The 13,915-nt window shown below is 72.0% G+C and carries 14 protein-coding genes; 1 reads left to right on the forward strand and 13 read right to left on the reverse strand.

The genetic code is table 11. The features are described 5' to 3' along the window. Positions 1-102: 102 nt before the first annotated feature. From fdxA to OG948_RS48885, 7 genes are all read right to left on the reverse strand, one after another. Positions 103-408 (reverse strand): ferredoxin, encoded by a 306-nt coding sequence (gene fdxA, locus OG948_RS48855; protein ID WP_331771492.1) that lies wholly within the window; start codon positions 406-408, stop codon positions 103-105. Next, entirely contained in the window at positions 405-1,469 is a 1,065-nt protein-coding gene (locus OG948_RS48860; RefSeq protein ID WP_331771493.1) for a 2-oxoacid:ferredoxin oxidoreductase subunit beta, read from the reverse strand. The genes fdxA and OG948_RS48860 overlap by 4 nt, the downstream gene beginning before the upstream one ends. Then, positions 1,462-3,330, reverse strand: coding sequence for a 2-oxoacid:acceptor oxidoreductase subunit alpha (locus OG948_RS48865; RefSeq protein WP_331771494.1), 1,869 nt, complete (start codon positions 3,328-3,330; stop codon positions 1,462-1,464). Before OG948_RS48865 ends, OG948_RS48860 begins: the two co-directional genes overlap by 8 nt. A 546-nt stretch (positions 3,331-3,876) precedes the next feature. Continuing rightward, positions 3,877-4,620: a class I fructose-bisphosphate aldolase gene (locus OG948_RS48870; protein WP_406300681.1), complete on the reverse strand. Its 744-nt coding sequence runs from the start codon at positions 4,618-4,620 to the stop codon at positions 3,877-3,879. A 94-nt stretch (positions 4,621-4,714) separates the two neighbouring features. Next, entirely contained in the window at positions 4,715-5,125 is a 411-nt protein-coding gene (locus OG948_RS48875) for a nuclear transport factor 2 family protein (RefSeq protein WP_331771496.1), read from the reverse strand. Beyond that, positions 5,122-5,619, reverse strand: coding sequence for a VOC family protein (locus OG948_RS48880; protein WP_331771497.1), 498 nt, complete (start codon positions 5,617-5,619; stop codon positions 5,122-5,124). Before OG948_RS48880 ends, OG948_RS48875 begins: the two co-directional genes overlap by 4 nt. A 232-nt stretch (positions 5,620-5,851) precedes the next feature. Next, positions 5,852-7,051, reverse strand: coding sequence for an aromatic ring-hydroxylating dioxygenase subunit alpha (locus OG948_RS48885; RefSeq protein ID WP_331771498.1), 1,200 nt, complete (start codon positions 7,049-7,051; stop codon positions 5,852-5,854). Between the two features lie 185 nt (positions 7,052-7,236). Here OG948_RS48885 and OG948_RS48890 point away from each other — a divergent pair, with 185 nt between their 5' ends. Next, positions 7,237-8,250 carry an aldo/keto reductase gene (locus OG948_RS48890; RefSeq protein ID WP_331771499.1) on the forward strand — a complete coding sequence of 338 codons (1,014 nt, stop codon included), beginning with the start codon at positions 7,237-7,239 and terminating at the stop codon, positions 8,248-8,250. Positions 8,251-8,328: 78 nt separating this feature from the next. Here the strand turns inward: OG948_RS48890 and OG948_RS48895 are convergent, their stop codons facing one another. The 6 genes from OG948_RS48895 to OG948_RS48920 form a co-directional block, all read right to left on the reverse strand. Further along, positions 8,329-9,303, reverse strand: coding sequence for a hypothetical protein (locus tag OG948_RS48895; protein ID WP_331771500.1), 975 nt, complete (start codon positions 9,301-9,303; stop codon positions 8,329-8,331). 249 nt (positions 9,304-9,552) lie between these two features. Next, positions 9,553-10,455 carry a helix-turn-helix transcriptional regulator gene (locus OG948_RS48900; RefSeq protein WP_331771501.1) on the reverse strand — a complete coding sequence of 301 codons (903 nt, stop codon included), beginning with the start codon at positions 10,453-10,455 and terminating at the stop codon, positions 9,553-9,555. Positions 10,456-10,609: 154 nt separating this feature from the next. Continuing rightward, complete coding sequence (locus OG948_RS48905) at positions 10,610-10,996, reverse strand: VOC family protein (protein ID WP_331771502.1); 387 nt, start codon at positions 10,994-10,996, stop codon at positions 10,610-10,612. Positions 10,997-11,075: 79 nt separating this feature from the next. Continuing rightward, positions 11,076-11,465, reverse strand: a complete 390-nt coding sequence (locus tag OG948_RS48910; protein WP_331771503.1) for a VOC family protein — start codon at positions 11,463-11,465, stop codon at positions 11,076-11,078. Then, positions 11,450-12,841, reverse strand: coding sequence for an FGGY-family carbohydrate kinase (locus tag OG948_RS48915; RefSeq protein WP_331771504.1), 1,392 nt, complete (start codon positions 12,839-12,841; stop codon positions 11,450-11,452). Before OG948_RS48915 ends, OG948_RS48910 begins: the two co-directional genes overlap by 16 nt. A gap of 2 nt (positions 12,842-12,843) precedes the next feature. Next, entirely contained in the window at positions 12,844-13,860 is a 1,017-nt protein-coding gene (locus OG948_RS48920) for an alcohol dehydrogenase catalytic domain-containing protein (protein WP_331771505.1), read from the reverse strand. Positions 13,861-13,915 lie beyond the last annotated feature (55 nt).

The raw sequence follows: 13,915 nt of genomic DNA on the forward strand, positions 1-13,915 counted from the left end.
CTCGGTGTGTCCGGAGTGTTGTTTCGGTGTGTCGGGGCGGGTCCACGCGTTCGGCGCCCGAGCGGGTGCCGCTCGCGCGCTCGCCGCCCGAGCCGGTGGTGTTCATGCGCTCGCCGCCCGAGCGGGCAGCGCGGTCACGGCCGGCGGGTCGGATACCGGCTCCGCGTCCTCGCGGCCCGCCGTGGCCTCCCCGGCGGCGTCCAGGTGCCACAACCAGTCGGCGGGCAGGTCGTCCACGTGGTAGATCGCCTCGACCGGGCAGACCGGCTCGCACGCGCCGCAGTCCACGCACTGCTCGGGGTGGATGTAGAGCATGCGGTCGCCCTCGTAGATGCAGTCGACCGGGCATTCCGCCACGCACGTGCGGTCCTTGACGTCCACGCAGTTCGCGCCGATGACGTAGGTCACGCGGGATCACCTCCGGCCGATCTCGGTTCGGGCACCGTCCAGGTGTCGCCGCCGCCGAGCAGGTCGGCGACACTGCCGGGCCCGCGCTCGGCGAGCGCGCGCCGGCCCTGTTCGAGCACCTGGCGGTCGTACGCGGGCCGCCGCACGCTGCGGAACACCCCGATCGGAGTGGGCCCGCCCGCCTCCGGCAACCGGGACAGCGCGAACGCGGGCACCGGATCGACGGTGTGCGCGTCGTGCGTCACGGCGGTGTCCTCGGGACCGCCCGGCCGCAACCCGCCGCCCGGGTCGCGCACCACCGTGCGGGCGCCGTCCGGCCCGTAGCGCATCGGCTCGCCGTGTTCGAGCCGCAGCAGGAAGTCGTCCCGGATGCCGGGCGTCTTGAGCTGCTCGAACGCGCCGTCGTTGAAGATGTTGCAGTTCTGGTAGATCTCCACCAGTGCGGTGCCCTCGTGCGCCGCCGCCGCGCGCAGCACCGAGGTCAGGTGCTTGCGATCGGAGTCGATGGTGCGGGCGACGAAGCCCGCCTCGGCGCCGAGCGCGAGCGAGACCGGGTTGAAGGGGTGGTCCAGCGAGCCCGCGGGGGTGGACTTGGTGACCTTGCCGGCTTCCGAGGTCGGCGAGTACTGACCCTTGGTCAGGCCGTAGATCCGGTTGTTGAACAGCAGGATCTTCAGGTTGACGTTGCGCCGCAGCGCGTGGATCAGGTGGTTGCCGCCGATCGAGAGCGCGTCGCCGTCACCGGTGACCACCCAGACACTCAAATCCGGTCGGGATACGGCCAGTCCGGTGGCGATCGCCGGGGCGCGGCCGTGGATCGAGTGCATGCCGTACGTGTCCAGGTAGTACGGGAAGCGGCTGGAGCAGCCGATACCCGAGACGAAGACGATGTTCTCCCGGCGCAACCCGAGTTCGGGCAGGAAGCCCTGCACGGCGGCCAGGATCGCGTAGTCCCCGCAACCGGGACACCAACGCACCTCCTGGTCGCTGCGGAAGTCGCGGGCGGACAGCGACGGTTTTGCCGTCGGCCCGGCGATGGTCAGGAGTGGTGACTCAGACATCGGCGGCGACCTTCTCGATCGCGGTGCGCAGTTCGGCCACCTTGAACGGCATGCCGCGCACCTGGGTGAGGGATTCGACGTCGACCGGGTACCGGGCGCGCAGCAGTTGCGCGAGCTGACCCAGATTCATCTCCGGGACCAAGACCCGCCGGTACCGGGCGAGCAGGTCGCCGAGGTCGGCCGGCAGTGGGTCGAGATGGCGCAGGTGGGTCCGGGCCACCGAGCCGCCGGCCGCGCGAACCTCGGCGCACGCGGCGGCGATCGGCCCGGCCGTGGAGCCCCACCCGAGCACCAGTACCTCGGCGGTCCCGTCCGGGTCCTCCACGGTCAACGGGGGCAGATCGCGGGCGATCCCGTCCACCTTGGCCCGCCTGGTGCGCACCATGTACTCGTGGTTGGCCGCGTCGTAGGAGATCTCGCCGGTGCGGTCGGCCTTCTCCAGGCCGCCGACCCGGTGCTCCAGACCGGGCGTGCCGGGTACCGCCCACGGTCGCGCCAGGGTGTGCGGATCACGCAGATAGGGCTGGAAGCACGGCCGGCCGGCCGCGTCGACGGCGTTCGGCCCGGTGGCGAACGCCGGGTCGATCGTGGGCAGTTTCTCGAGGTCCGGGACCTGCCACGGCTCGGATCCGTTGGCCAGGTAGCCGTCCGAGAGCAGCACGACCGGCGTGCGGTAGGTGACCGCGATCCGGACCGCCTCGACCGCCGCGTGGAAGCAGTCGCCGGGCGAGGAGGCGGCCAGCACCGGCACCGGCGACTCGCCGTTGCGGCCGTACAACGCCTGGAACAGGTCGGCCTGTTCGGTCTTGGTGGGCAGCCCGGTCGAGGGACCGCCGCGCTGGACGTCGACGATCACCAGCGGCAGTTCGAGCGAGACGGCCAGTCCGATCGTCTCCGCCTTGAGCGCGAGCCCGGGGCCGGACGTGGTGGTCACCCCCAGAGCGCCGCCGAAGGCCGCGCCGAGCGCCGCCCCGACACCGGCGATCTCGTCCTCGGCCTGGAACGTGGTCACCCCGAAGTGCCGGTGCCGACTCAGCTCGTGCAGGATGTCGGAGGCCGGAGTGATCGGGTACGAGCCCAGGAACAACGGGAGTTCGGCCCGGTCGGCGGCGGCGATCAGTCCGTAGGCGAGGGCGCGGTTGCCGGTGATCGTACGATGCCGTCCGGGAGTGCGCGGGGCTGCCGAGACCTGATATCCACCCGCGAACGACTCGGTGGTCTCGCCGAAGTTCCAACCGGCCGTGAACGCCGCGATGTTCGCGTCGGCCAGTTGCGGACGGGCGGCGAACTTCTGCCGCAGGAAGGCCACGGTGGCCTCGGTCGGGCGGTGGTACAACCACGACACCAGGCCCAGCGCGAACATGTTCTTCGCCCGCTCGGCGTCCTTGCGCGGCAGTTCGAACGTGCGCAGCGCCTCGACGGTCAGGCCGGTCAACGGCACCGCGTGCAGCCGGTATCCGGCCAACGAGTCGTCGGTGAGCGGGTTCGTGCCCGCCGGGTAGCCCGCCTTGACCAGATTGCGCGAGGTGAACTCGTCGGCGTCCGCGATGATCTGCGCACCGCGCGGGAGATCGGGCAGGTTCACCCGCAGCGCGGCCGGATTCATCGCGACCAGCACGTCGGCCGCGTCGCCGGGAGTGGAGACCCGATGGTCGGCGAACTGCACCTGGAAGGCGGAGACCCCGTGCAAGGTGCCCGCCGGGGCACGGATCTCGGCCGGGAAATCGGGAAACGTGGACACGGCGTTGCCGAACAGCGCGGTCTGCGCGGTGAACCGATCCCCGGCGAGCTGCATACCGTCACCGGAGTCACCGGCGAACCGAACGACCACCCGGGATACGGATATGACCTGTTGAGACATGATCGCGACTCCTGATCACAGGCATGGCGAAAACAACACCTGGCACAAAAGAAAGAAAGCCCCGGACGGCCAACCAACCCAACCCGCCCGCCCCACCAACCCGCCCCAACAACAACCGAGCCGCCCCGGCAAAACCCAACCCACCCGACAACAACCGACCCGGCCCGGCACCCATCAAAGTGGCCCTGCACCCATCAAGCCGACCTGCACCCATCAAGCCGGCCCGGCACCCATCAAAGTGGCCCTGCACCCATCAAACCGGTCCTGCACCATTCACCCGGTTCGGCACCCATCCAGCCCGTCCGGCGTTTGAGGACAAGCGGGCCGCAGGCCGGCCATCCATGCGGCCCGGCCCATTCACCCGGTTCGGCACCCATCCAGCCCGTCCGGCGTTTGAGGACAAGCAGGCCGCAGGCCGGCCATCCACCCAGCCCGTCCGGCGCTTGAGGACAAGCAGGCCGGCCCATTCACCCGGCCCGGCATCCATCCAGCCCGTCCGGCGCGTGAGGACACGTGTTTGAGGACAAACCGGCCCGCAGCCCAAAATCAACCCCCCACCGCTGCGCGGTGAACCGCATCGCGCAACCGCTCCACCAGCAATTGCGGCTTGGCCGACCCCCACACGTTCCGGCCGAAGGCCACCCCCGCACCACCCGCCTCGACCACCCCGCGAGCCAGCGCGACGACCTCGTCCTCGCTGTCCGACTTCGGCCCGCCCAGTGCAACGACCGGCACCGGACACGCCGCGACCACGGCGGCGAACTCCTCGGGCCGGCCCGGGCACACCGTCTTGACGATGTCCGCGCCCAGTTCCGCGCCGATCCGCGCCGCGCGGGCCACGTTCTCCGTGGTCCACGGCACCGCCTTGCCCCACCCGCCGGGGATCATCTCGGCCATCACCGGCAGGCCGAGCTGTTCGCACTCCGAGGTGAGCCGAGCCAGCCGTTGCAGCGACAGGTGTTCGTCGGGCGCGCCGGGAAACGCCAGCACGACCACACAGTCCGCGCCCAGCTTCAGCGCCTGCTCGGGCAGGTGCATGATGTCGGTGACGTCACCGGGCGCGAAGTCGCCCAACTCCGAGGCCCCGCCGTCGATCCGCAACACCAGCCCGGAATCGGCGAACGTGTCCGCGTAGGCCCGGGCCAGATGCCAGGTGGCCAACACCGCGTCCGGCCCGCCGGCTGCGATCTGCGCCATCGGCTCGCCCAGCGGCGGCCCCTCGCCCATGTAGGCGGCGTGGTCTATCGCGACGAACACGGCGCGGCCGTCCGCGCCGAACATCCGGCGCATCCGGCGGAGCTTGCCTGCCCCAGTGGCGGAAAAGGTGTGCACAATCGTTCCCTTCGATGGTCGACAGTCGATGGTCGGTGGTTGTCGGCAGTGATCAGCGGTTCTCGGTAGCGGCGATCTGCCGCTCGAATTCGGCGCCGTCCCAGTAGTCCACGCGATGCGCGATCAGGCCGGCCACGACACGCAGTCGGAACACCCCACGGATCCGCACCGGTTCACCGGCCGCCGAACCGCGCGGGCGAAAGGTCATGGTGTACGCGAGGGCGGCCCGATCGCCGTCCACGAGCAGGTCCTCGACGGCGTACCGCAGACCCTCGAACTCGGCCAGGAACACCGGCAGTCGCGCGCGGTACGCGGCGCGCCCGCGCAGGCTCCGGCCCATTGCCGAGGTGTGCTCGTTGTGGAAGTCCTCGCTCACACACGCCGTGATCTGCTCCGGATCACCGGAGTTGAGCGCCGCGACATATGCCTCGACGGCCTCCCGGGTCCGCGCCGGGTCGCTCACGCGTCGGCCCGGTCGCCCTGGCCCACCCGATCGTCCCGGTCCGCTCGGTCGCCCCACAGCTCGCGGACCTCGGCGAACACCCGCTGGTTGTGCGAGATCTCCACGACGTTGCCGTCCGGGTCCTTGAGTGCGCAGATGTAGCCCACCGGAGGCGGCACGTCCATCGGTTCCCAGTGCAGGCATCCGGCCGCGCGGGCCCGGTCCGCGATGGCGTCCACGTCCTCGCGGGCAGCCACCTCCATGCCCAGATGCGCGAACGGCGTCAGTTGCGGCTGGGGGTTGCCCCGGTCCTTGTCGAAGGCGACCAGGACCAGCACGAACGGGGTCTGGACCTGGTTGGGGTTGGACAACCACGCGTTCGAGCCGGCGGCATCGCTGTGCCGCGAGACCACCACCAGCGGGGTGAAGGAGGTGTAGAACTCGATCGCCGCCTCCAGGTCGGACGACGGCAGCGCGATATGGGTCCAGCGGGCCTCGGTCAGCGTCGGTTCCATCGCGGTGGCTCCTCTCACGTTCCGGTGTGTCGGGGTTGGTGCACTCTGCGGCGAGACGCACGCGGGGGCGGTCGACGTCATCGACCTCGGTCGATGGGCCAATCGTCCGTCGGCCGATCGGTCAAACCGACCGCAGCCGATCGGTGAAACCGACCGTGGTCGATCGGTTAAGCCCACCGCAGTCGATCGGCGAACCGACCGGCGGCCGATCGGTCGGCAGACCGTCGACCGCTCACTCGATCGGCCCGTCGAACTCGTCGGCCGCCAGCGGGGTGGCCACGTCCTGCCGGATCTGCCGCATCATGTGCTGGGCACGGCCCTCCCACGCGCTGGGTGGACCGACCCGATAGAACGGCGAACGCAGGTTCTCCATGAGCACGGTCACCATGTCCGTGTCCTCCTTGTTCGTCAGCTCCAGGTTGACCAGTTCGCGCTCCTGGAGCTCGATGTCGTCGGTCAGCCCGTAGATCCGGGAGAACAGCCGGGTCCGGTCCGGCGCGAGCGGGTCCGCGCGGACCATGATGAGCTGGGACGCGTAGGGCAGCGGCGTCAGATTGGGATAGATGAACTCCGCGTAGCTGCCGCGCAGGTCCTCCTCGCCCAGGTCGGTGCGCCCGAGCGACATGTCGTACGCGTCGCTGTGCGGCTTGTACCCGCTGGTGGTCCGACCCTCGAAGCGCACGATGGTGTCCATCTGCTTGCGCACCTTGTTCAGCCGCCGGTGCACGAACCGCACGTGGTAGTCGTCGTTGGAGTTCTCCACGAACGCCTTCCAGTTGAACGGGTACTCCTCGTCCAACTCGCGGTGGTAGCGGTGGTACTCGCCGATCCTGTACGCCGTGTAGCGCGGCAGCAGCGGCGCGATCCACTCCTCGAACGTCGGCGCCTTGTGCGACAGGCACGCGAAGACCAGCTTGTCGAAGGCCACGTGCACCCGGATCGGCACCAGGCCGTACTGCTGCACGGGGAAGTCCGGACCGTACATCCGGTTCATGTCCGGAATCGACAGCAGCTTGCCGTCGAGACCGTAGGTCCAGGCGTGGTACGGGCACGCGAACGCCTTGCCGCAGTTGCCCGCCGCGTCGAACGCGACGCCCGAGGCACGGTGCCGGCAGTTGTTCAGGAAGCCCTTGATCGAGCCGTCCCGCTGCTTGACCACCAGGACCGACTGGCTGCCGATCCGTCCGGTGATGAAGTCGCCGGGCCGGCGCAGGTCCTCCGTGTCGCCCAGCCACACCCACGAGCGGGCGAACACCCGGATCATCTCCAGGTCGAACAGGTCCCGGTCCCAGACCTCCCACGGCTGCAACATCTCGCTCGGCAGGGGAGCGACCACGAGCCCGTCGCCCTCTCGCGCCGCCGCGGTCCGGCGAAGTTCCGCCACCCGCTCGTCCAGGGCAAGTTCCGCAGCCCCAAGCTGGTCAGTCGGCACAGCTTCCTCCCCGTCACCTGGGATGTTTGCGATACGACCGAAGGTAGGCGCCGGGAAACGGCCCCGATATGTGCTTGAGGCACGAACAAACGGCCGGTGCGCTGCGCCGGGACCACATCGGTGCACACGCGCCGCCGTGCCAGCCTCGGGGGAGGACGTCCGATGATCACCTTTGGAGGGCACCCGTGGAGTACACCTCGCTCGGTCGCACCGGCATGCGGGTCAGCCGGCTGTGCCTGGGCACGATGATGTTCGGCGCGTGGGGCAACCCGGACCACGACGCGTGCGTCCGGATGGTGCATCGCGCGCTCGACGCCGGGATCAACCTGGTGGACACCGCCGACGTGTACGCGTTCGGCGAGAGCGAGGCGATCCTGGCCAAGGCGCTCAAGGGCCGGCGTGACGACGTGGTGTTGGCGACCAAGTTCGGCGAGGCGATGGACCCGGACGCGCCGCTGCGCCGCGGCGCCTCCCGCCGCTGGATCATCCGCGCGGTCGAGGACAGCCTGCGCCGCCTGGACACCGACTACCTCGACCTCTACCAAATGCACCGCCCCGACCCGAGCACCGACCCGGACGAGACGCTCGGCGCGCTGAGCGACCTGATCCGCCAGGGCAAGGTGCGCGCGATCGGCTCCTCCGCACTGCCCGCGGAGGCCGTCGTCGAGGCGCAGTGGATCGCCGAACGGCGCGGGCACGAGCGCTTCACGGTCGAGCAGCTCGCGTACTCGGCGTTCGCCCGGCACGCGGAGACGGCCGCACTGCCCACGTGTGGGCGGTACGGCCTGGGCGTGCTGGTGTTCAGTCCGCTCAACGGCGGCTGGCTGACCGGCAAGTACCGTGCGGGACAAGCCGTTTCGGCCGATTCACGGGCGGTGCGCAATGCCGAGCACTTCGACCACGCGGACGCCGCCGTACGAGCCGCGAAGACCGCGCTGGTCGAGGAGTTCGCCGCGATCGCCGGGGACGCCGGGTGCTCGCTGCCGGAACTGGCGCTCGCCTTCGCGCTGGCCCACCCGAATGTCACGTCGGCGATCATCGGCCCGCGCACCGAGGAGCAACTGGAGTCCCAACTCGGCGCCTGCGACGTGCGGTTGACCCCACAGACGCTGACCCGCCTGGACGCCCTGGTGCCCCCCGGCACGGACGTCAACCCGGCGGATTCCCCCTACCCGCGCCCGATTCTGCACCGGGGCTGAGTTCCGGCCCGCCCGGGTGGGGGGAATGCCTCTGCCGGTCCGGCAGCCTCCTACCGCCGACTGCCTACCGCCGGCCGTCTACCGCCGACCGCCCAGGCGGGCGCGCAGCAGGTTGGGATCGGCGGCCGTGAAGAAGGCCGCGCTGAGCACATACACCTCGCGCCCGCGCACCGCGACGGACGTGGGGTTCTGCAGCCCGTCGCCGGCGACCAGGACGGTGCTCACGGCGCCGTCCGATCGCACTCGCACGACCCGGTTCGGGGCGTTGACCGCGGCGAGCAGCTCGTCGCCGTTCCCGGTGAACGCGATGTCGTCGATGCCGACCAGACCGGATGCCTTGACCTGCGGCGTTCCGGCGCGGTTGCCGGCGCGGATCGGAATGCGCAGCAGGGTGCCCCGGTCCAGGTTGGTCACCCACAGCGCGCCGTCGTGGACCTTCGCGCCGTTGGCCCCGAGGAAGCCGGCCGAGGCGAGTTCGGGGGCGGTGGACCACGCGGTCGGCGTGCCGCCGCCGACCGGGACGGTCCAGACCGTGCCGAGCACCGAGTCGGCGATGTAGAAGCGCTTGGCGTGCGGATCCAGGGCCAGGCCGTTGGGCACGCCGTCGGCGGGCAACGCCGCGATGCGCCGGGGGGCGCCGCCGGGGCGTATGCGCCACAGCCCGGTCAGGTCGGCGGTGCCGGCCGCGTACAACACGTACACCGTGCCGTCGGAGGTGCGCACGATGCCGGTGGCCATCGGCGCGTCGAGGGCCGGCGGGTGTGCGCCGCCGTCGGCGGGCGCGGGCAGGGTCGCCAGAATGCGGGTCGTGCCGCGTGCGTCGACCCGGGCGACCTGGCGGCTGCGGGCGAAGGTGACGTACGCCGAGCCGTCGGGCGACAGGCTGATGTTCTCCGCCTGCTGCCCTGCGGCCAGGTCGAAGTGCGCGGCGATCCGGACATCGGTCAGCGGCCTGCCGGTCACCGGCGCCGCACCGGCCGGGGCGGCCGTGACGAAGGTGGTCGCGGCCAGTGCGACGGCCGCCAAGGTGAGCTTGAACTTTCGCTGGGACATGGTTCCTTCACTGTTTTCGGGCATGCGGCGGCCGAGGTACGGCGCCGTGATCGGGGGATGGCACGCGATGGGGCGGTGGCCGAGTGCGGCATCGCCGGCGCACGGGCGTGCCGGTCGGGTGAGCGGGATCGCCGGGCGTACGGGCCCGGTGACCGGTTGACGCGAGACCGCCCGGCGTACCGGCGGCATCGAGATGGCACTCGCCGCGGACGCCCTCGGCGGAGACGGCGGATAGGGAGAAGCCTCGGGTCAGCCGGTGCGGGCCGCGCCCGTGTCCCGGCGCGCCGGGGCCGGGTCGCGAGGTTCGGTGGCGTGCGCGAGCAGGGCCAGCGCGGTCGCCGACGGGGAGTCGGGGGCGGCCGTGGCCATCACGAACGCCGGTCCGGTGCCCTGTGGGCTCTGCAACGTCTGCTGGGTGACGGTCAGCGTCCCGACCAGGGGATGGCGCATCTCGTAGTCGGCGACATGGCAGGCGACGATCCGATGGTCCGCCCACATCGCGGCGAACTCCCGGCTGCGTATCGTCAGTTCGCCGATCAGGGTGGCCAGTGCGGCGTCCTCGGGATGGCGCCCGGCGGTCAGGCGCAGATTGCCGACCACGGTCCTGGCCTTGGCCTGCCAGTCGGCGTACAGGTCACGGGTGTGCGGGTCGAGGAACACCAGGGCGGTCATGTTCGGCCGTCGACTCGGCTCGTTCGGGCTGTTCGGGTCGAGATGGCTCGCGAACAGCGCGTGCCCCTGCCGGTTCCAGGCCAGGACGTCGCCGCTCCGGTCGATCGCGAGGGCGGGTGTGCCGTCGAGGGCGGCGAGCAGCGCGGTGGTTGCCGGGGTGACGCGTTCCGGGCGCGGCCGGCCGGCGGTTCTGCTCCGGCTCGGGGCGGTGGCCAGGAGGTGCAGGTGGGCCCGCTCGGAGTCGTTCAGTCGCAGGGCGCGTGCGATGGCGTCGAGCACCTCCCGCGAGGCGTTGCGCGATTCCCCGCGCTCCAGGCGGGCGTAGTAGGGCGCGCTGATGCCCGCGAGCAGCGCCAACTCCTCGCGCCGCAGCCCCGGTACCCGACGCCGCTCACCGTAGGTCCGCAGCCCGACGTCCTCGGGTCGCAGGCGGCCCCGGCGGGCGCGGAGGAAGTCGGCGAGATGCCCGTTGGTGTTCATGCAGTCGAGTATGCGAACCGTCGACGCCCGGCGCCGCACCCTGCCGGGGTACGGATCCGCGGGGCGTGCATCCGCGGGGCCTCGATACGCCGGTACCCGCGATCCGGTGCGGATCGCGGGTACGGGCGTACGGCCGTCCGGGTGCGGCGTTACCTCACTTCTCCCACATCACGATCTGGTTCCCCCACGGGTCCAGGAACGAGGCGTGGTGCCCGCCGAACTCCTCCCAGAAGCACTGCTCCCACAGCGCGGTCGCGCCCAGCAGCACGGCCTTGTTCAGGTACTCGCTGGGTGCCGCGTCGACCAGGATGTAGACGCGGGCGTGCAGACCGGCGCGCGCCTGCTGGGGCAGCGGCGCCGGGTCGGGCACCTGGGCGACCTCGTCGTACAGGCCCAGGTGCAGTCCCTCGCCGGGGACTATCTGGTGGAAGACGCCCTGCGGGCGCGGGTTGATGGTCCAGCCGAACAACTCGCGGTAGAACTCGGTGGTCGCGTCGACGTCGGGCGTGGGCATGTCGACGAAGACCAGGGTGTTGGTCATGCGGGGGTCCTTTCCGGGGGGAACTCGGGTGTACCGAACGGGATGTGACGCGGCATCGGACTCGGGAGCCGACGCGGGCTCAGACCTGGTGGGCGTGCCCGTGGGTGAAGTAGGTGCCCTTGTCGCGCCACAGCACGACCTCGTTGCCCCACGGGTCGCGGAACGCCGCGTAGCGGGCCTCGAACTCGGCCCACGGCTTCTCCTCCCACAACACGCTCGCACCCGCCGCGACCGCCTTGTCGAGGTAGACGGGCGGCTCGTCGACCATCACGTAGATGCGCGGCACCGGCCCCACCGCCGGGCGCGACTCGCGGCGGATCCCCAGGTTGGGCTTGACCCCCGGGAGCACCTCGCTGAACTCGCCTGCGGGTCGCCGCTTGAAGTCCCAGTCGAACAGCGCCGCGTAGAACGCGGAGGTGGCCTCCACGTCGGGCGTCGGCAGGTCCATGAAGATCACCGGATTGGGCACGTCGGCTCCTCGGAGGGGGTCGGAACGGGGGTGTCGGACGATGCGGGTGATGCGGCCAGGCGCGCCTGTGCGGCGTCGCCCAGTTCGAGGAAGCGGCGCAGGCCGGCCGCGTACTCGGGGTGTGGTCGGGGCTCGAGCACGGTCATCTCCGGTCGCGGCCAGTCGCCCGCCGACCCGGCACCGGGCGCGGGCCACCAGTGCGCCCCGGCGCCGGCCGCGAGCGCCGCGCCGTAGGCGGCGAGGTCGGTCTCCGCGGGCACCTCGACCGGCACACCCAACACGGCGGCCTTGATCGAGCACCACAGCGGACTGCGCGCGGGCGAACCGGCGCAGACCAGCGTGTCCAGGCGGGCGCCCTGCGCGCCGAGCCCCATCGCGATGTGCGCCAGACCGTACGCGGTGCCCTCCAGCACGGCGCGGGCCAACTCGCCCGGGCCCGCGCCCGCGCTCAGCCCGAAGACCTCGCCGCGCAGTTCGCGGTTCCATCGGGGCGCGCGTTCGCCCTCCAGATAGGGCAGCACCAGCACGCCGCGCGCGCCGGGCGGTACCGCGGCGGCCAGCGTGAGCAGGTCGCGCACGTCGCGCCCGGTCAGGTCGCGCAGCCACTCCAGGATCAGGCCGTGCGCGGCGACCGGGCCACCGACGATGTCGACGCCGGGCACCGCCGAGGGCAGCGCGTAGGCGTCCGCGGCGGGTGAGCCGGCGGCCACCGCGACGGCCAGGCCGCCGGTGCGCCCGCCGGGGTCCATCGCCCGGCCGGGCCGATCCAGGCCGCCCGCCCAGAACGCCAGGTACGCGTCCTGCGCGCCGGCCACCAGCGGGGTGCCCGCCGCGACGTCGTGCCCGGTGCCGACCGTGCCCACCACCGATCCGGTCGCCACGATCGGTCCGTAGTCGATCAGCGGCGGATCGCCGGGCCAGCGGGCCTGCGCCCGCTCCGCGCCGAACCGCGCGGCCAGCCAGTCGTAGAGCTGCCAGGCCCGCACGTCGGGTCCGTGCGCGGCGCGCAGCGCGGCGTGCTGCGCGTGGTGCTGTTCGACCGGTGAGCCGGTCGCGCCCGCCGGGTGCCGGCAGGTCAGCGCGGCGTCGGAACCGGTGTGCGGCACACCGTCGGGAACGGTGGTCGGACTCTGCCCGCCCAGGCACAGCGCGGCGGGACGGGCCGCGCCGGGCACGAGCGCGCGCAACTTCGCGAGCGCCTGCGCGGTGGCCGCGAACCACGCGTACGGATCGGCGTGTCCGGGCCGCCAGGTCGCCGCGCCGGGGTAGCCGGCGGTGGTCGCGCCCAGGACGGCGCCGTCCGGGTCGAGCGCGAGGGCGCGTACCGAATTGCTCCCGACGTCGACGCCGACGACGACCCCGGGGGTGCCGGCCACGCTCAGCCGCCCACGAGGACGCGATAGACCGGCGACTCGGCGGCCAGTCGGAAGGCCGCGTCGACGTCGGTGAGCGGGTACGTCGCGGTGACCAACGCGTCCAGTTCGGCGGCGAGCCGGCCCGAGGCGATGATCGCGGCGGCCTCGGTCCAGTCCTGCGGCTCCTGGCTGTACACGCCGACGATGCTCAGTTCGTGGTGGTGCACGTGGTCCGGGCCGACCCCGGCCAGGACGTCCTTCGGGAAGGCGCCGAACAGCACCACGGTGCCGCCGTCGTCGCACAGGGACAGCGCGGTCTCCAGCGCGCCCGGGGCACCGGCGGTGACGAAGACGACGTCCTGCTTCCCGCCGGCGGCGGCCTCCTCCGGGGTGCTCGCCCAATCGGCGCCGGCCTCGCGGGCCTGGGTGAGGCGCTCTCGACTGATGTCGATCAGTCCGACCGACGCGGCGCCCTTGAACCGGGCCAGGGCCAGGTGCAGGCGACCCATGTAGCCGGCGCCGATCACCGCCACCCGGTCGCCCGCGCGCAGTCCGCCCAAACGGGCCGAGTGCGCGACGCACGCCAGCGGCTCGCCCATCGCGGCGTGCGCGATCGGCGCGTCGCCGGTGCGGAACGCCTGGAGCGCCTTGACCTTGACGAACTCGGCGAAGCCGGCACCCATCGATATGGTGCCGTCGGCCAGCGCACCGCCCTGCGGTCGTTTGCACAGCGCGCTGCGCCCGCGCCGACACGACGTGCAGGTGCCGCACCGGGTGAGCAGGTCGACGGTGACCGTGTCGCCGACGGCCGCGACCCCGGGCAGCCCGGCGACGGCGTCGCCGACCGCGACCACCTCGCCGGCGACCTCGTGGCCGGGAGCGACCGGGTAGATCGGCTTGGTGCCCAGGTAGAGCCGGCGCTCCATGGTGCACAGGCCGGTGCGCCCGACCCGCACGAGCACGTCCTCGGGCCCGATCTCGGGGACCGGCTCCTCGCGCAGATCGACCTGCTCGGGGGCGGTGACTACGGCAACTCGCATGTGGGGCTCCTCGGTGGGGGATTCGGTGGCGATCAACGGCGGGTGCGGAAATCGG

It is taken from the genome of Embleya sp. NBC_00888, from assembly GCF_045207655.1.
Lineage (GTDB): Bacteria > Actinomycetota > Actinomycetes > Streptomycetales > Streptomycetaceae > Embleya.